The sequence below is a fragment of the Gymnodinialimonas phycosphaerae genome (assembly GCF_019195455.1).
Taxonomy (GTDB): Bacteria; Pseudomonadota; Alphaproteobacteria; order Rhodobacterales; family Rhodobacteraceae; genus Gymnodinialimonas; species Gymnodinialimonas phycosphaerae.
Genome location: NZ_JAIMBW010000001.1, coordinates 3,905,951 through 3,921,984, shown reverse-complemented (window position 1 = coordinate 3,921,984; position 16,034 = coordinate 3,905,951). Strand labels below are relative to the sequence as shown.

Here is a 16,034-nt window from a genome sequence, read left to right as displayed (position 1 = left end):
CTCGCCCGGAAGACCCCTATTCTTAGACAAAACGTTATTCGGAGAGATTTATGCCCCGACCCTTCTTGCGTGCCGGCCTTGCCTGCGCCCTGATCAGCCTGCCCTTCGCCGCTGCTGCCCAATCGCAACTTGACCGCTTCGAAGCGTTGAGCGAGCAGATGACAACACTCACCTACGAGGGCCTCGCGGCCCAGTATCCGGTGCTGCAAGGCATTCTGCCGTCCGCCGATTGGGGACGCCCCGAGCGGCGCGCGGGCCGTTGCGCACTGCGTGACTACGAACGCGCCGTCGGAGAAGCCGGGGTCGAAGCCATGCTGGTCGAATTCGAGACCGCCATCGCCAGCGCCCGCCCCTCGGACCTTCTGGACGGCACGTTCAGCGCTGGCGTGCCCGAGGGCCTGACCCCGGCGCAAGTGCAGCAGATCAATACCGAATGCGGCCTTCTGGAGTTGCAAATGCAGCGCCTCGCGGAATCCGGCGCCATGCAGGCGTTGCAAAGCCAATGATCCGCAGCACACTTCTTGCGACAGCGTTCCTGTCTGTCGCCCCGCCCGCCGCCGCGCAGTCCACGTTCGAGCGGTTGGAGGCCGTCGCGGTCACCATCAACGGCATGATGTTCGACACCATGGTGGCCCAGACCCCCGCGCTGGAAGGCAACATGCCCTCGGCCGAGTGGTCTGACGGCCTGCGCGCGGCTTATACCTGCATGTACGACGGCTTCGTGGCCGAAGTCGGCGAGCCCGCCATGGAGGCCATGGTCGCCTCGATGGAAGCGCAACTGGACACGATCACCCCGGAAGAGGTGATGAATGGCAGCGCCGATATCGACAACCCCGAGGGGCTCAGCGACGCGCAAGCCGCCGAAATCGTCGCGGACTGCGGCATGATGGAGGCCTTCATGACACATATGTCCTCTACCGGTGCGTTGCAGATCCTCATGCAGGACGGCTGATGGCCCCGCATCAAGCCGCCGGTGAACCCTCTGCCTATGCCAGCGCGCCCTCGTATGACGATGGGCGGCTGAATGCGCCCGCCGCCCTGCGCAATCGCGATGCGTTGACGGCGGCTCTGTCCCAGGTCGCGCCCCCCTCGGGCCGCGCCCTGGAAATCGCCTCGGGCACCGGGCAGCACGTCATCCGCTACGCCCCTGCGATGCCGGGATTGCAGTGGCACCCTACGGACCCGGACCCAGTGCGGCGCGCGTCGATCTCGGCATGGATCGCGGCAGAACCGTCGCCCAACATTGCCCCGCCCCAGGACCTCGATGCCTGCGCCCCCGGTTGGGCCGCGCAGCACGACCCCTATGCCTTGATCTGCCTCGCCAACCTTTTGCACCTCGTGCCCAAGGAAGCGGCACGGACCTGCCTGACGGAAATGGCGCACGCCCTGCGCCCCGGCGGGCGCGCTGTCGTCTATGGGCCGTTCCTGCGCGATGGCAAAACCACGTCCGAAGGCGACGCGGCATTCGATGCCCGCATCCGGGTGGAAAACCCCGGCGCGGGCTACAAGGATGTCACTTGGGTGCTGGATCAGTGGCGGCGTGCCGGGCTGGAACCAGCCACGCCACAGGACATGCCCGCCAACAATCTGCTGCTGACGGCCGGGAAACCGCCACGAACGACGTAACGTAAAGACACGTTTCGCTTTTTTCTAATCCCGTGTTTAGTATCGTTAAATTCCCGGACCGCGCCTGCGCGCGACCTTACCCCTGACGAGACGACCGGAAAGACGATTGATGCAAAGCGATTTTGCGCCCGAAGGCCTGTTTGATCTGTTACAAGGGCCCGCCTTTGCGCGGTTGTCGCAAACGCCGGTCGAGCGCGGCCACAAGTTGATCACTGCCGGCTCGCCCGCCGAGGCGATGTACCTCGTGTTCTCGGGCCGCTTTCGGGTGGAACGCGACGGCGTGGATCTGGCGGAAATCGGCGCAGGCTCTGTCATTGGTGAGATCGCGTTTCTGACGGGTTCCACCCGCACGGCGGATGTCGTGGCCGCGCGCGACAGCATTGTCTACCGCATCGACCGCCCCGCCTATGACGCGCTCTGCGCCGAGGTCGACGGGTTGCCCCAAGCCATGGCCGCCGAGTTGGCCGACCGTCTCGCCAAGACCTCCGCCCGCGTGATCCCCGATCCGGGCCGCCCGCCCGCGCGCACCTTCTGCATCCTGCCCGCCGCGAATGCCCCCCTGCCGGAACGCTTCGTGCCCGACCTGCGCGCCGCGATGGAAGCCCACCACTCGGTCGCCCTCGTCACCGAGGCCGCCTTCATTGAAGCCATGGGCGCGCGGGCCGACCCCACGAGCCCCGCGTCCATCGCCTGGCTCAACGCGCAGGAACAAAATGCACAGACGGTTCTGTTCGTGGCCAACCCCGACGCCAGCGATTGGTCGAAAGCGGCCCTGAAGCAGGCCGACCAGGCGGTGATCGTGGCACAGGCCGTCCACTACCAGGATCCCTCCGAGTTGGAGGCTTTCGCGCTCCAGATCCTGCCAGAATCGCAACGTCGCCTCGTTTTGTTGCATCCGCACAGGATGCAGAAGGCCCCGGGCACCGGGCGGTGGCTGGATACGCGGCCCGTGTTTTTGCACCACCACGTGGCGCTGACCGGCGATGGCGGCGACATTGCCCGTTTGGGCCGTTTCCTTGCGGGCCGCGCCGTGGGCCTTGTCCTGTCGGGCGGCGGTGCATTCGGGGTGGCCCATGTCGGCGTCTACCGCGCGATGAACGAACTGGGCCTGCCGGTCGACATTGTCGGCGGCACATCGGTGGGGTCCGCCATGGGGGGCGCCATTGCACTGGGGGTCCCCGCCGAAGAAATAGGCCCCCGCGTCGAGCAGATCTTTGTGCGCTCCGGCGCGATGCGCAAGATCACCGTGCCCAAGTTCGCCTTCCTCGATCACAAGGTCCTCGACGCTGCCCTTCAGGAGCATTTCGGCGAAGAACCCATCGAAGACCTGTGGATGCCCTACTACGCTGTTGCCGCCGATCTGTCGGCAATGGACAAGACCGTGATCACTCGCGGCCCCCTTTGGGAGGCGATCCGCGCCTCCTCTGCCATTCCGGGCGTCTTGCCCCCATTCTTTGCCCGTAACGGGCGGATGCTGGTGGATGGCGGCTGCATCGACAATATGCCTTTCCGCACGATGCATGGGATGAAGTCCGGCCCCAACGTAGTGGTCAACGTCCAGAAGGCCACCAACAAGATTGTCCATGTGGACTACGCCAGCCTGCCCGGCCGCGGGCAGCTTTTGCGCCAGACCCTGAACCCCTTCGCCAAGACGCCCCCTCGGGTGCCCGGCGTGATCTCGACGGTCATGCGCTCGCTTCTGGTGGGCCAGTCCGACATGTTGTCCAACCTTGCCCCCAACGATCTGATGATCCGCCCCCCCGGCCTCAAGGGGGCGGGCTTCCTCGCCTGGGGGCAGCACAAATTGTTCTACGAGATGGCCTATAAACACGCGCTCGAGGTCTTCACGGCTCAAGACAGCGACTCGGCAGAGGCCATGGCCGCGCTGCGCACCGCCGCTCAGACGCAAGCCTAAGCACCCGCCAGCCGTGGGCACCCATCGTCCTTCGGCGCAGCGAAATCACGAATTTGCACCACAAAAACAGCCCGACTTGACGCTGCTCAATTCTGACCAGGCCATCTCGGGCGATACTGCTGACCTGCACTGTTTCACCTGCGAATTGAGGCATTCCGCCTCCGCCTGCAGCCTGACGGAGGGTTTCATGCACTACTTATTACCCAAATTTGCACCGTTTCTCTTGGCCACCCTCACAATCGCGTCGGCCACCGCCGCGGTCGCCGAAAATGCCGTAGCTACTACTCATCTCAACGTGCGGTCTGGACCGGGAACTGGGTTCTCGGTGGTCGACACGCTCACCCCCGGTGAGGTCGTGGACATGACCGAATGCCAGCCCAACGGCTGGTGCTACGTCACCCATTCCGGGCCCGATGGCTGGGTCAGTTCCAGCTACCTTACCGCGCCGTCCGGCGCAGGGGTGCCGGGTGCCGGGTGCAGCTTTCAGCTGACCATAGGCCCCGGTGGGCCAGAGTTTTCAATCGTCTGCCCCGGCGGTGTCGACGCCCTGCCAATTCCCGCCGCTGATGATGATGAGGACGAAGCCGGCCCGGTCGTGCCTACCGGCAATCAGGCCTGCTTCTACGATCTGCCCAATTTCACTGGCGGCAGTTTCTGTCGCGGCGTGACCAGGATCGACAACCTGCCACCCGCTGCCAATGACCGTATCACGTCGGTGCAATTGTCCGGCGATGCGCGGGTACGGCTTTGCGTTGATCCGTTCATGTCCGGGTTCTGCCGCAACGTGAACGCCAGCGAGGGCCAGTTAGGCGCCATCATGAATAACGAGGTCTCGTCGCTTCAGGTTTATATCGGCATACCTCCCGGCGGCGTGCCCCCGGTGCTGTCGTCAGGCACGGTCACGATCCCCAACACCCGCCGCGTCGATCTTGATACCGGCAATATCGGTATGGCTGGCTTCGACCTTTGGTACCGGGTGCACGCCCCCGTGGTACCCCGCCTGGCCACCGGCAACGGTGCCCGGATCGGATCGACCCCCGGCCCGGTCTCGAACTACGGCGATTGCCGGGATGCAACCTACAACAGGACTGTCCTGAACATGTCGGATTTCGCTCCCGGCTCACGCATCTGCGTGAGAACCAGCGAGGGCCGCACCGCTATCGTCCGCCGCGACGGGGCGACGCCGTCCAACATCACCCTTTTCTACCGCTTGTTTGACGACTGACCAAAGCTCCGCGCGCGGCACTTGCCTGCGCGCGGAGTATCCCTGCATGTTCATTCGAGCAGACCGTCCAACGCCGCCTCGGCCTTGCGGCTAACCATCCACGCGGATCGTGGCATTGCTCGGATCATAGGGGCTGTCCTCCACCACTTCTGCATCGAACAACTCCCGGAACATGCGCACCTTCAGTTTGGTGCCCACCTCCGCCAGATCGGGCCGCACATATCCCATGCCGATCTGCTTGCCGAACGCGACAGAGTACCCGCCAGAGGTCAAGCGCCCCACCTTTTGCCCATCGACCACAAGCGCCTCACGCCCCCAAGGGTCTGCATCCGCCGGACCGTCGATCAAGACGGTGACGCACTTGGATCGAATGCCCTTCGCGACCATCGCATCCTTGCCGTGGAAGTCCTTCGACAAATCCACGAACCGGTCCAACCCCGCCTCCAGCGGCGTCGCATCCCGGCCCAATTCGGTTCCGAACGCCCGGTACGACTTCTCCTGCCGCAACCAGTTCTGCGCCCTTGCCCCCACCAGCTTCAGCCCGTGTTTCTCTCCGGCATCCATCAATTGATCGAACAGGTAGTTCTGCATCTCCATCGGGTGATGCAACTCCCACCCCAATTCGCCCGTATAAGCCACTCGGATCGCGTTGACCGGGCACATCTTCAACTCCAACCGTCGCGCCGAGAGCCATGGGAATCGCTTGTTCGACAGCACCGTCGACGGCTCGGCGTCGCGGACCAGCTCCTGCAACACATCGCGCGACTTCGGCCCTGCAATCGCGAACACCCCGTGCTGCCCGGTGCAATCGTCCAACCACATCGGGCCGAACCGGTCGACGTTGTCGTTGATCGCCTGCGCCAGGTAGTCGCTGTCATAGGCCTGCCAGGCGCCCGCGCTCACAAGGTAGAACGTGTCCTCGGCCAGCCGCACGATGGTGTATTCCGTCCGCGTCGTACCCGCCGCCGTCAACGCGTAGGTCAGGTTGATCCGGCCCACTTTGGGCAGTCTATTGGTGGTGAACCAATCCAGGAACGCTTCTGCCCCCGGCCCGCGCAACTTGTGCTTGGTGAAGGCCGTGGCGTCGATCAGCCCCGCCGCGCCGCGCACCGCCTCAGCCTCCGCCTTGGCATAGTCCCACCAGCCCCCGCGCCGGAACGACCGCGCGTCGTGGTCAAAGCTGTCGGGCGCGTCCAGCGGCCCGAAATAATTCGGCCGCTCCCACCCGTTCACGCAGCCAAACTGTGCGCCACGCGCCTTCATCCGGTCGTAACTTGGCGCGGTTTTCAGCGGACGGCAGGCGGGCCGCTCCTCATCAGGGTGGTGCAGAATGTAGACGTGGTCATAGCACTCCTCATTCTTGCGCGCCGCGTATTCCGTCGTCATCCAGTCGCCGTACCGCCGCGGATCGAGGCTCGCCATGTCGATTTCCGCCTCTCCCTCCACCATCATCTGCGCCAGGTAATAGCCCGTGCCACCCGCCGCCGTGATCCCGAACGAAAAGCCCTCGGCCAGCCACATGTTCTTCATGCGCGGCGCAGGACCCACCAATGGGTTCCCATCGGGCGTATAGCAAATCGGCCCGTTGAAATCGTCCTTCAGCCCCGATTCCTCACAAGTCGGAATGCGATGGATCATGGCCATGTATTGCTCTTCGATCCGGTCGAGCGCCAAGGGAAACAGATCGGCGCGGAACGCATCCGGCACGCCATATTCAAACCGCGCCGGCGCGTCCTTTTCGTAGACGCCGAGGATCCAGCCGCCGCGTTCCTCACGCACATAACTCTGCGCGTCGGCATCGCGGATCACCGGATGTTCCGCATTGCCCTCAACCCGCCAAGACACCAACGCAGGGTCCTGATCCATGACGATGAACTGATGTTCCACCGGGATCGCCGGGATCTTGATGCCCAACATCTGCGCCGTGCGCTGCGCGTGGTTGCCGCTCGCCGTCACCACATGCTCGGCCGTAATGACCACCTGCTCGTCCGAGGGCACCAGATTGCCCCCCTTCTCCACCATCTTCGTGCAGGTCACTTCCCAGGCCGTGCCGTTCCAATGGAACCCATCCGCCTGCCACTTGCGCACGATTTCCACGCCGCGCTGCCGGGCGCCCTTGGCCATCGCCATGGTCACATCAGCGGGGTTAATATAGCCATCCGTCGCGTGATACAGCGCGCCCTTCAGGTCCTCCGTCCGGATCAGTGGCCAGCGTTCGCCAACCTCGTCCGGCGTCAGGAACTCGAACGGCACGCCCACGGTCTCGGCAGTAGACGCGTAGAGCATATACTCGTCCATCCGCTCATCCGTCTGCGCCATCCGCAAGTTACCCACCACGGCGAACCCGGCGTTCAGCCCGGTCTCTTCCTCCAGCGTCTTGTAGAATTTCACGCTGTAGTCATGGATATGCGTCGTGGCGAAAGACATGTTGAACAGCGGCAACAACCCCGCCGCGTGCCAGGTGGAGCCGGACGTCAACTCGTCCCGCTCCAACAGCATCACATCATCCCACCCGGCCTTTGCCAGATGATAGGCGATCGAGGTTCCAACGGCACCGCCGCCAACAACAAGGGCTTTAACAGTCGTCTTCATGGCGCGCTCCGGCTCAGACAGGATCTCAGGCTCTCATTGCCCTAAAGACACGCCCCGCGCCAAACCCACCCGACCCAAACCCGCAAAAAAGCGACACGCCGGAGATAACGCACGCCGCTCCCCCCTTCATCTTGCCAAATACAACTCAATCCCGTGCGCGCCGCCAGGCACAGCCTCCAGTACGGGATCCGCCCTCACCCCACGCTTTTGCGCAAGACCGCCATCACCGACCACATCAACAGGACGGGCAACACCAACGTGCGCAACACGAAGATCCCGATGATTGTAAGCGTCGCGGAAAACAGCGCATCGGCCTGTTGCGTGAATACGCCCGCCGCCGCGACATAGCTTTGCACCGAGGTCGTCGCATCCGTCAGCGCCCCAAGAAAGCCCGAGAACAAGCCGCCGTCCTCCGCGTCCTCCAGCAATTCCGCCTCGCCCGCGCCAATCAGAACCCGCGCCTCTCCGGTGACCATGTCCAATTCCGCCATCGCCGTGTCCCACTGGGCCGCGGTCGCGCGCTCCCCCAACCAGACGCCGCCTGCGAAGACCAGCGGCAGCACCAGGCCCAAGGCCGCGCCAAGACGCACCGCCCGCAGGCTCGCCGCCGCGACCGAGCCGCCGCCCAAAAATGCCGCCACGCCCATGCCCAACAGGCCAACGCCCAACACCACCAAGCCAATCGCGGCCACCGGCTCCAGCCCGACCGTCACCAAAGCCGCGCCCGCGGCCACCGCGAACACCACATCGGCCACCCGTTCCACGGTGTCATCCACCGGTTCTAACACCTTCAAAGGCTGCAACGAGGCCTGCGCCCCGATCGAGGCGCCGATCTCCACTTCCTGCGCCGCCGAAAGCGCCGCGTTGATCGCCCGCAAGGACACATAGACCCCCGCCGTTACCACGGCGATCTCTTCGGCCGCCTCGACGGCAGGCGGCAGCGCAGGGTTCAACCCGCCGCCGCGCGACAAGTCCAACAACCCCACCGCAAGACAGGCCAGACCCGCCATGACAAACAGGATCATTCGTAGACCGGGCCTTGGCCCGGGACGCCCGGCACCGCTGCGCCGTTCACCCTGCAACCGGGGCCGCGCGGGCTCTGGCGGTCGTTCCGGGGCGTGCAATGGCGGCTCGGGCCGTCTCTCTGGCGGCCGTTCGGTCACAGCATACTCGGCACAACCAGATCAGGCGGTCGGTGCCCATCCGCGAATGTCTTGATATTGATCAGGACTTTCTCCCCCATCTCGATCCGCCCCTCGCGGGTGGCGGACCCCATATGGGGCAGCAACACCACGTTCTGAAGTTCCCGCAACCGTGGGTTCACCTCGCGCCCTTTCTCGAACACGTCCAGACCCGCGCCCGCGATCTCTCCGGCGCGCAGCATCCGAGTCAAGGCGTTCTCGTCGATCACCTCCCCACGAGAGGTGTTCACGATCACCGCCTCCGGTTTCATAAGCTTCAGACGCCGCGCATTCATCAGATGGAACGTCGACGGCGTGTGCGGGCAATTCACGCTGATCACATCCATCCGCGCGATCATCTGGTCGAGGCTTTCCCAATACGTCGCCTCCAGTGCGTTTTCGATGTCCTCGTGCAGCCTGCGCCGGTTGTGGTAATGCACCTGCATTCCGAAGGCCGCCGCCCGCTTGGCCACCGCCTGACCGATCCGGCCCATGCCCAGAATACCCAACCGCTTGCCGCCGACACGACCGCCCATGAACGCCGTCGGGGCCCACCCGGCCCAGTTTCCCTGCTGCATCACGGCCATGCCCTCCGGCACCCGGCGCAGCACGCTCAGGATCAGCGCCATCGCCATATCCGCCGTGTCATCGGTCATCACGCCCGGCGTATTGCTGACCAGAATCCCCCTTTGGCGCGCGGTGGCCACATCGACATGGTCGACCCCGGCGCCATAGTTCGCGATCAGTTTCAGGCGCTCGCCTGCCTGCCCCAACATGCCGCCGTCGATCTTGTCGGCGATGCACGGCACCAGCACGTCGGCGCGGCGCATGGCGTCCACCAATTCGTCGCGGGTCAACGGGCGGTCTTCCTCGCGCAGCTCCACGTTGAACAATTCGCTCATCCGCGTCTCGACGGCTTCGGGTAACCGTCGCGTAACGACAACACTTAATCGCTGAGATGGCATCTGAGGACTCCGTCTTGTGGATTTTTGCCTGTTCCCATGACACTCTCCCATCGTTACCCGAGGCGCAAGATCACGGGAACGATTGAGGACACGTCAGGCCGCCATCGGCCAAGGATTGAGGCAGTACCAATGCGGATCATTCTGATCGGCCTATTCGCCCTGTTCGCGGCGACAGCCGCGCCCGCCACAGCCCAGACAGAGGCCCCGGACGCTGCCTCTCAGGCGCGTGTCGGCCCCGTGACCGGCTTTCCCCTGCCGCGCTACGTCACTATGCGCGCGTCCGAGGGCAATGCCCGCCGCGGCCCCTCGCGGTCCCACCGCATCGATTGGGTGTTCACCCGCCGACACATGCCGATGATGATCGTGGCCGAACACGGCCACTGGCGCCGCGTGGTCGACCGCGACGGCGCGGGCGGCTGGATGCACTACTCGCTCTTGTCGGGTGAGCGCTCCGCCATTGTCGAGGCCGACATGCTGCCACTCTACGCGCGCCCTGACGCAGGCTCCAACATTCGTGCCCATGCCGAGGTCGGCGTGACCGGACACCTGGAGGAGTGCATCCCCGATTGGTGCTTGTTGGAAGTCGGCGGCTATCAGGGCTGGGTCGACGCCAACGCGCTTTGGGGTGTCGAACCCGGCGAGGTCTTCGATTAGGGCCGCGCCCCTGGCTTCAAGCCACCGGCCGCCGCCCGGTCCAGGCAGAAGCGCATCAGCGCAATACGCTCCGGCACAGTTGCCACGACCACGCCGCGCGGGACGATATGGGTCAACGTCGGATCATCGATGCTCGCGCAGGCCAGCACCTCGAACCGATAATCTGGATCGCACCCCGCCGCCTCGAATTCTGGCCCGCCCAAGATGTCGGCCATGATGGCTTCCACGCTGGCGAACGCGCCGAGAGGGCTTGTGCCATCTAACCGCGCAATGGCCTGCGCGATCACCAGCCGCCGACACGCACCACCATCGCCTTCGGCCACCTCCGCGGGGAACCCGTCGTAAGGGGTCTGTTGTGCCGCGATCGGCGCCCCAAGTGCGGCGACGGCCAGCGCGACAATTGCGAATTGATATACCATTGATATACCCCGCGCCCCGTAGACCGGGCTTCAGCCCGGCCTTATCAAGCGTCAGCTACCTCACGCGACCTTGTCCAATCCACGCCCCTTCAGCAGCGCCTCCACCCCCGGCATCCGGCCCCGGAATGCTTTGTAAAGCACGTCTGCCTCTTGGCTGCCACCTGCCGAAAGAATGTTCGTCTCCAGGGACTTGGCCAGCTCTGGGTCGAACGCCCCACCCGCTTCCTCGAACGCTGCGAAAGCGTCGGCGTCCATCACTTCAGACCACATGTAGCTGTAATACCCGCTGGAATAGCCGTCACCGGCGAATACGTGGGCAAACTGCGGCGTCCGGTGCCGCATCTCGATCGCGTGGGGCATCCCCAATCGCTCTAGCGTTTGTCTCTGCGATTCCATGGGGTTGTCGGTCGCGCTGCCGTCGTGAAAATCCAGATCCACAAGGGCAGAGGCGACATATTCGACCGTGGAAAAACCCATGTCATAGGTCTGCGCGGCCAGAAGACGCTCCAACAGCGCCTTGGGCATCGGCTCTCCGGTCTCCACATGAACGGCGAATTTCTCAAGGACTTCAGGGACTTCCAGCCAGTGCTCATACAATTGGCTTGGCAATTCCACGAAGTCCCGCGCGACGGACGTGCCGGAAATCGAGCCATAGGTGACGTCTGAAAGCATCTGGTGCAGTGCATGGCCGAACTCGTGAAACAGCGTCCGCGCATCGTCATATGACAGCAGCGCAGGCTGGCCCTTGGCGAAGTTGCACACGTTCACGACGATGGGCCGCGTATCGCCCCCCAGCTTCTTCTGGGACCGCATGGCAGAGCACCAAGCCCCCGACCGCTTTGATCCACGGGCGAAATAATCCCCAATGAAAACAGCTACATGCTGGCCGTCACGCGTGACCTCCCAGGCCCTTGCGTCGGAATGGTAGAGGGGGATGTCGAGCGGCTCGAATTCCAGCCCGAACAACCGGTTCGCACAGTCAAACGCGGCAGCGATCATCGCATCAAGCGACAGGTAAGGCTTCAACGCCGCCTCATCCAGGTCATGTTCGGCCTTGCGGCGTTTCTCGGAATAGTAGCGCCAATCCCAGGGCTCCAACGGGCCATTCACCCCGTCCTCTGCCATCATGGCGGCCAATTTCTCGCTGTCCGCCTCGGCCTGCGCCTTCGCGGGCTCCCACACAGCCATCAGCAACTCGCGGACCGCATCCGCTGATCCAGCCATTTCGGTTTCCAGCTTGTAGGCCGCAAAATCCTTGTACCCCAACAACTTGGCCCGCTCTTCACGCAAAGCCAGCGTCTCTGCGGCAATCCCGAGGTTATCCGTCTCGCCCCCGTTCGCCCCCCGCGCGCCCCAGGCACGGTAGGCCTTTTCGCGCAGGTCCCGGCGCGGGGAAAACTGCAAGAACGGCACGATCAACGACCGCGACAGTGTTACCACGGGGCCATCCACGCCCTTCTCTTCGCCCGCCGCGCGGGCGGCATCGATGACGAAATCCGGCAGGCCTTCCAAGTCATCCTCCGACAGTTCCATGAACCACGCGCGCTCATCCGCCAGAAGGTTCTGCATGAACGCCGTCCCAAGCACCGCCAACCGAGATTTCACCTCCGTCAACCGCGCGCCTTTCACGCCCTCCAGCGCCGCGCCCGAGCGGACAAAGGAGCGGTGCGTCAGGTGCAACACCCGCGCCTGCTCGGCGTTCAGGCCAAGTGCATCACGGCGCGCCCACAAGTCATCAATGCGTGCGAACAACATGGTATTGTTGGTGATTTCCGAGGAGTACGCGGCAAACTTCGGCGCGTAATCGCGCTGCAACGCCTCGCGTTCCGGCGTTGCATCGGCGCCTGCAAGGTTGAAGAAGACCCCCGCGACACGATCCAGCAACGCATCGGCCAGCTCCAGCGCTTCCACGGTATTCTCAAACGTCGGCGCGGCGTCCTGATCGGCAATCGCCGCGATCCGCGCGCGCCCCTCATCCAGGGCGGCGTCCAGCGCGGGGCCGAAATCCGCGTCCCCGATCCGCTCGAACGGTGGCATCCCGAACGGTGTTTCCCAAGTCTCCAGCAGAGCATTTGTCATCGTGAAATCTCCTTTACGACAGAGATAGCCCCGATCTTCCGCCGCAACACCCCCCATCTTTGTTCCACGAAAATGCCGGGGGGTTCGGGGGGCTGGCCCCCCGTTGCTTCACCACAGTTCGTGCCGCCAGCCCTACCTCCGACCCCCTTGGCGCATCTTCTGTTCCATCCGCCGCAGCAGGATCGAGAGGGTGACTGTGATCGACAGGTAGATCAGCGCCACGACGTTGTAGGTCTCAAAATAGCGGAAATTCGACGCCGCCGTGACCTTGCCTAACTGCGTCACGTCCAACACGCCCAGAACCGACACCAAGGACGAATCCTTCACCATCGCCACGAAATCGTTGCCCAAAGGCGGTAGGATCGTGCGGATCGCCTGGGGGAAGATGATGTGCCGGAACCGGTTCCAGCGGTTGAGGCCCAAGGCATTCGCGGCCTCGATCTGGCCTGGGTCCACCGACTGCAACCCGGCACGGAAGACCTCGGCGATGAAAGCGGAATAGCCCACGGCCAGCGCAATCACCGCGCGCCAGAGCAACGGAAAATCCCTTGTTCTTATGGGATCCAGCCCCACGATTTCCGCCGCCCAATTATAGGCCACAACCACCCCCGGCGCGAACACGAAGGCCACGTAAAGCAGTAGGACAATGATCGGCACGCCGCGTACGACCTCGATATAGAAGCGCGCAACCTGGCGCAGGAACAGGCTGCGCGACAGGCTCATCAGCGCGAGGCCCAGTCCCATAAGGCTTGCCGTCGCGAAGCCCACAAGCGTCACGATCACGGTGATCCAGATGCCCCGCCGCAATGTCGTCAGCACCTGCCAATAGATTTCGCTGGTCCACAGCTGCCAGCCCGCATAGAGGCCCAAGCCGACCAGAGCGACCAGCCACCACGGAAAATCAGTGTCTCGGGGAGAGCGTGAAAGCATCAAAAGCGGCGCGCCAAGGGACCCCGGCGCGCCCGTTTCGGGTTATTGGCCAAGGGCGTAGTCAACGAACCAGCGCTGGTCGAGCGCTTCCAGCGTGCCATCGGCCCGCATGTCTTCCAGGCCCGCATCTATGGCCGCGACCAGGTCACTGTCATTGGGGAAGATGAAGCCGAATTCCTCTGTGCCCAACGGCTCTCCGATCATTTGCAGACGGTCGGGGTTGGCGCTGACGTAGCCTTGCCCTCCCGCGCTGTCGGCCAGCACCATATCCACGTCCCCGGTCAGCAGCGCTTGAATGGCGCCCGGAATGGTCTCCAGCAGGACAAGGCGGGGGTTCGCCTCATCACCGTCCAGCACATCATAGACGCCGACGTAGAACGGCGTCGTGCCCGCTTGGGTGCCGATCAGAAGATCCTCGTCAGCAGCGAATTCCTCGGCCGTGGCGAAGCGCGTCTCGTCAGCCGAGACCAGCATCCGCATCTGGCTGACCATATAAGGCACGGAAAAATCGACCAATTCGTCGCGATCCTCACGGATCGTGATGCCCGTCATGCCCATGTCGAATTGCCCGCCCGAGACGGCAGGGATCATCGCGTCCCAGCTGATATTCTCGATCACCGGGGTGAAATTCAGCCGCTCTGCCAGGATCTCCAGCGCGTCATATTCCCATCCGATGGCCAGGCCCGAGACCGGGTCGATGAACTGCAACGGCGGATAGGCGTTCTCCGTGACAACGACGATTTCCTGGCCCCCGAGGTCAGGCAAATGCCCATCGGCGGCGGCGGTGAAGGGCACAATTGCGGCCAATGCCGCGGCGAGAAAACGAGTCATGTGGAAGCTCCCTGAGGTTTTGCGCCAGTATGGCGTGCCCACGCGCGCCGTCCAGCCCTCGCGCCGCTAATCGGCGCCACAAACCGCGCAATCAGCACGGCGCTGCACAGCAATCACCCGCGCTTCGACGTGCAATGCATCGTAGATCAGCATCCGCCCCCGCAGGCCTTCGCCGGCACCCGTGATCTCCTTGACGACCTCCAGCGCCATCATCGATCCGATAATGCCCGGCAGCGCGCCCACGACACCGGCCTCGGCACAGGTCGCCGACAGCCCCGGCGCGGGCGCGTCGGGGAACACACACGCCATGCAGGGCGCGCCATCGGCGGGATCATAAAGCGTCACCTGCCCCTCCCAAGCCGAGATCGCCCCGGCGATCACGGGGCGGCCCGCCGCCACAGCAGCACGGTTCACCATATCGCGCACGGCAAAACTGTCGGTGCCGTCGACGATCAGGTCATACTCGGCAAACAGCCCCTCGGCGATTTGCGCCGTCAGGGCCCGGTTATAGGGCCGCACATCCACGTGAGGGTTAAGCGCTTTCATCGCGATCTCTGCCGAGAACACCTTGGGCATATCACAGTGCGCATCGGTGTGGATCACCTGCCGCTGCAAGTTCGACAGGCTGACCGTGTCGTCGTCAATCACACCGATCCGCCCAACACCCGCCGCCGCGAGATACAGCAATACCGGGGACCCAAGCCCCCCGGCACCAATGACCAGAACACTGGCGTTCTTCAGCGCCAACTGGCCGCCTCCGCCGATGTCCGGCAAGGTGATGTGGCGCGCGTAGCGCTCCAATTCGACATCAAGAAACGGGCCAGCCGTCGCCGGGGCCTCTGCGTCCCGTGCCGCTTCGATCCCCTCGGCCCGGCCTTTCAGGCGCACCAGCACGGCGCGATACGCCAAGACCAGCGCAAGACCCGCGCCCAAAAGCAACCAAAGCGCGACCGAGCCTCCGGTCAAGGCGCGCACCGGATGCCCATCCGGCAACGCCAGCTGCACCGCCAGAACCGCTACGTAAAGCAGCCCCAAAATGTTCAGCCTCGCCGCGATCGGCACTTTCATCAAGTGGCCAAGCCCCCAAAGAGCCCCCGCCAGAAGCAGCACAAACAGCATCAGCCTGTCCCCGTAGAGCCGAAGCCGCCCCCGCCGCGCGCGGTGGTGTCCAACGCCGCGACCACCTCGAACCGCGCCTGCACCACCGGAGCCACCACCGCCTGTGCAATCCGCGCGCCATGTTCCACCACGAAAGTCTCCGCCCCAAGGTTCACAAGGATCACCCCAAGCGGGCCGCGATAATCGGCATCGATTGTGCCGGGCGCATTGGCCAGCGTGATGCCATGCTTCAAGGCCAAACCGGATCGTGGCCTGATCTGCATCTCGAACCCTTCCGCAATCGCCACCCGCAGCCCCGTGGGCACCAGGGCCCGTACACCGGGTGCAAGGGCAATTCCTTGCCGATCCTCGAAATTCGCGCGCAGATCCGCACCCGCCGCGCCTGCCGTTGCATATTCGGGCAATGCGACGCCGACGTCGGCCCAATCCTCTCGCACCACCTCAACGATCACCACCGACCGCTCCTTCATCTTGCCAAATACAACTCAATCCTGCCCG

The 16,034-nt window shown here is 64.1% G+C and carries 15 protein-coding genes; 6 read left to right on the top strand and 9 right to left on the bottom strand.

What is annotated here, in order from left to right; all coding sequences use genetic code 11:
* Positions 1–50 precede the first annotated feature (50 nt).
* From KUL25_RS19705 to KUL25_RS19685, 5 genes are all read left to right on the top strand, one after another.
* Complete coding sequence (locus tag KUL25_RS19705) at positions 51–506, top strand: hypothetical protein (RefSeq protein WP_257894445.1); 456 nt, start codon at positions 51–53, stop codon at positions 504–506.
* Positions 503–952, top strand: a complete 450-nt coding sequence (locus KUL25_RS19700) for a hypothetical protein (RefSeq protein ID WP_257894444.1) — start codon at positions 503–505, stop codon at positions 950–952. Before KUL25_RS19705 ends, KUL25_RS19700 begins: the two co-directional genes overlap by 4 nt.
* Positions 952–1,626: a DUF938 domain-containing protein gene (locus tag KUL25_RS19695; RefSeq protein ID WP_257894443.1), complete on the top strand. Its 675-nt coding sequence runs from the start codon at positions 952–954 to the stop codon at positions 1,624–1,626. The genes KUL25_RS19700 and KUL25_RS19695 overlap by 1 nt, the downstream gene beginning before the upstream one ends.
* Positions 1,627–1,735: 109 nt before the next feature.
* Positions 1,736–3,541, top strand: a complete 1,806-nt coding sequence (locus KUL25_RS19690; RefSeq protein WP_257894442.1) for a patatin-like phospholipase family protein — start codon at positions 1,736–1,738, stop codon at positions 3,539–3,541.
* 223 nt (positions 3,542–3,764) lie between these two features.
* On the top strand, positions 3,765–4,766 hold the full coding sequence (locus KUL25_RS19685; protein WP_257894441.1) for an SH3 domain-containing protein: 1,002 nt from the start codon (positions 3,765–3,767) through the stop codon (positions 4,764–4,766).
* Between the two features lie 90 nt (positions 4,767–4,856).
* On the opposite strand, the gene KUL25_RS19680 is transcribed toward KUL25_RS19685, so the two are convergent.
* The 3 genes from KUL25_RS19680 to KUL25_RS19670 all read right to left on the bottom strand — a co-directional run bounded on the left by KUL25_RS19680 (position 4,857) and on the right by KUL25_RS19670 (position 9,504).
* Positions 4,857–7,358 (bottom strand): GcvT family protein, encoded by a 2,502-nt coding sequence (locus KUL25_RS19680; protein ID WP_257894440.1) that lies wholly within the window; start codon positions 7,356–7,358, stop codon positions 4,857–4,859.
* A 194-nt stretch (positions 7,359–7,552) separates the two neighbouring features.
* Positions 7,553–8,383 carry a hypothetical protein gene (locus KUL25_RS19675; RefSeq protein WP_257894439.1) on the bottom strand — a complete coding sequence of 277 codons (831 nt, stop codon included), beginning with the start codon at positions 8,381–8,383 and terminating at the stop codon, positions 7,553–7,555.
* 134 nt (positions 8,384–8,517) lie between these two features.
* The gene (locus KUL25_RS19670; protein WP_068352759.1) at positions 8,518–9,504 is read right to left on the bottom strand and encodes a 2-hydroxyacid dehydrogenase; all 987 of its coding nucleotides are present in this window, start codon (positions 9,502–9,504) and stop codon (positions 8,518–8,520) included.
* A 129-nt stretch (positions 9,505–9,633) separates the two neighbouring features.
* Between KUL25_RS19670 and KUL25_RS19665 the strand changes: the two genes are divergently transcribed.
* Positions 9,634–10,158, top strand: a complete 525-nt coding sequence (locus tag KUL25_RS19665; RefSeq protein ID WP_068352762.1) for an SH3 domain-containing protein — start codon at positions 9,634–9,636, stop codon at positions 10,156–10,158.
* On the opposite strand, the gene KUL25_RS19660 is transcribed toward KUL25_RS19665, so the two are convergent.
* The 6 genes from KUL25_RS19660 to dut form a co-directional block, all read right to left on the bottom strand.
* Positions 10,155–10,577 carry a hypothetical protein gene (locus KUL25_RS19660; RefSeq protein WP_257894438.1) on the bottom strand — a complete coding sequence of 141 codons (423 nt, stop codon included), beginning with the start codon at positions 10,575–10,577 and terminating at the stop codon, positions 10,155–10,157. The genes KUL25_RS19665 and KUL25_RS19660 overlap by 4 nt on opposite strands.
* A gap of 60 nt (positions 10,578–10,637) precedes the next feature.
* Positions 10,638–12,656, bottom strand: a complete 2,019-nt coding sequence (locus tag KUL25_RS19655) for a M3 family metallopeptidase (RefSeq protein WP_257894437.1) — start codon at positions 12,654–12,656, stop codon at positions 10,638–10,640.
* 132 nt (positions 12,657–12,788) lie between these two features.
* Complete coding sequence (locus tag KUL25_RS19650) at positions 12,789–13,586, bottom strand: amino acid ABC transporter permease (RefSeq protein ID WP_068352766.1); 798 nt, start codon at positions 13,584–13,586, stop codon at positions 12,789–12,791.
* A 42-nt stretch (positions 13,587–13,628) separates the two neighbouring features.
* Positions 13,629–14,417, bottom strand: a complete 789-nt coding sequence (locus tag KUL25_RS19645) for a substrate-binding periplasmic protein (protein WP_257894436.1) — start codon at positions 14,415–14,417, stop codon at positions 13,629–13,631.
* 66 nt (positions 14,418–14,483) lie between these two features.
* Complete coding sequence (locus tag KUL25_RS19640; RefSeq protein ID WP_257894435.1) at positions 14,484–15,536, bottom strand: HesA/MoeB/ThiF family protein; 1,053 nt, start codon at positions 15,534–15,536, stop codon at positions 14,484–14,486.
* Entirely contained in the window at positions 15,536–16,006 is a 471-nt protein-coding gene (gene dut / locus KUL25_RS19635) for a dUTP diphosphatase (RefSeq protein ID WP_257894434.1), read from the bottom strand. Before dut ends, KUL25_RS19640 begins: the two co-directional genes overlap by 1 nt.
* Between the last annotated feature and the right edge of the window lie 28 nt (positions 16,007–16,034).

What these genes read in the sequence shown, in the direction of transcription:
- KUL25_RS19675 (WP_257894439.1), bottom strand. Translation starts at nt 8,383, where the DNA reads ATGATCCTGTTTGTCATGGCGGGTCTGGCCTGTCTTGCGGTGGGGTTG.
- KUL25_RS19665 (WP_068352762.1), top strand. Translation starts at nt 9,634, where the DNA reads ATGCGGATCATTCTGATCGGCCTATTCGCCCTGTTCGCGGCGACAGCC.
- KUL25_RS19660 (WP_257894438.1), bottom strand. Translation starts at nt 10,577, where the DNA reads ATGGTATATCAATTCGCAATTGTCGCGCTGGCCGTCGCCGCACTTGGG.
- KUL25_RS19655 (WP_257894437.1), bottom strand. Translation starts at nt 12,656, where the DNA reads ATGACAAATGCTCTGCTGGAGACTTGGGAAACACCGTTCGGGATGCCA.
- KUL25_RS19650 (WP_068352766.1), bottom strand. Translation starts at nt 13,586, where the DNA reads ATGCTTTCACGCTCTCCCCGAGACACTGATTTTCCGTGGTGGCTGGTC.
- KUL25_RS19690 (WP_257894442.1), top strand. Translation starts at nt 1,736, where the DNA reads ATGCAAAGCGATTTTGCGCCCGAAGGCCTGTTTGATCTGTTACAAGGG.
- KUL25_RS19640 (WP_257894435.1), bottom strand. Translation starts at nt 15,536, where the DNA reads ATGCTGTTTGTGCTGCTTCTGGCGGGGGCTCTTTGGGGGCTTGGCCAC.
- KUL25_RS19700 (WP_257894444.1), top strand. Translation starts at nt 503, where the DNA reads ATGATCCGCAGCACACTTCTTGCGACAGCGTTCCTGTCTGTCGCCCCG.
- KUL25_RS19695 (WP_257894443.1), top strand. Translation starts at nt 952, where the DNA reads ATGGCCCCGCATCAAGCCGCCGGTGAACCCTCTGCCTATGCCAGCGCG.
- KUL25_RS19705 (WP_257894445.1), top strand. Translation starts at nt 51, where the DNA reads ATGCCCCGACCCTTCTTGCGTGCCGGCCTTGCCTGCGCCCTGATCAGC.
- KUL25_RS19670 (WP_068352759.1), bottom strand. Translation starts at nt 9,504, where the DNA reads ATGCCATCTCAGCGATTAAGTGTTGTCGTTACGCGACGGTTACCCGAA.
- KUL25_RS19645 (WP_257894436.1), bottom strand. Translation starts at nt 14,417, where the DNA reads ATGACTCGTTTTCTCGCCGCGGCATTGGCCGCAATTGTGCCCTTCACC.
- KUL25_RS19680 (WP_257894440.1), bottom strand. Translation starts at nt 7,358, where the DNA reads ATGAAGACGACTGTTAAAGCCCTTGTTGTTGGCGGCGGTGCCGTTGGA.
- dut (WP_257894434.1), bottom strand. Translation starts at nt 16,006, where the DNA reads ATGAAGGAGCGGTCGGTGGTGATCGTTGAGGTGGTGCGAGAGGATTGG.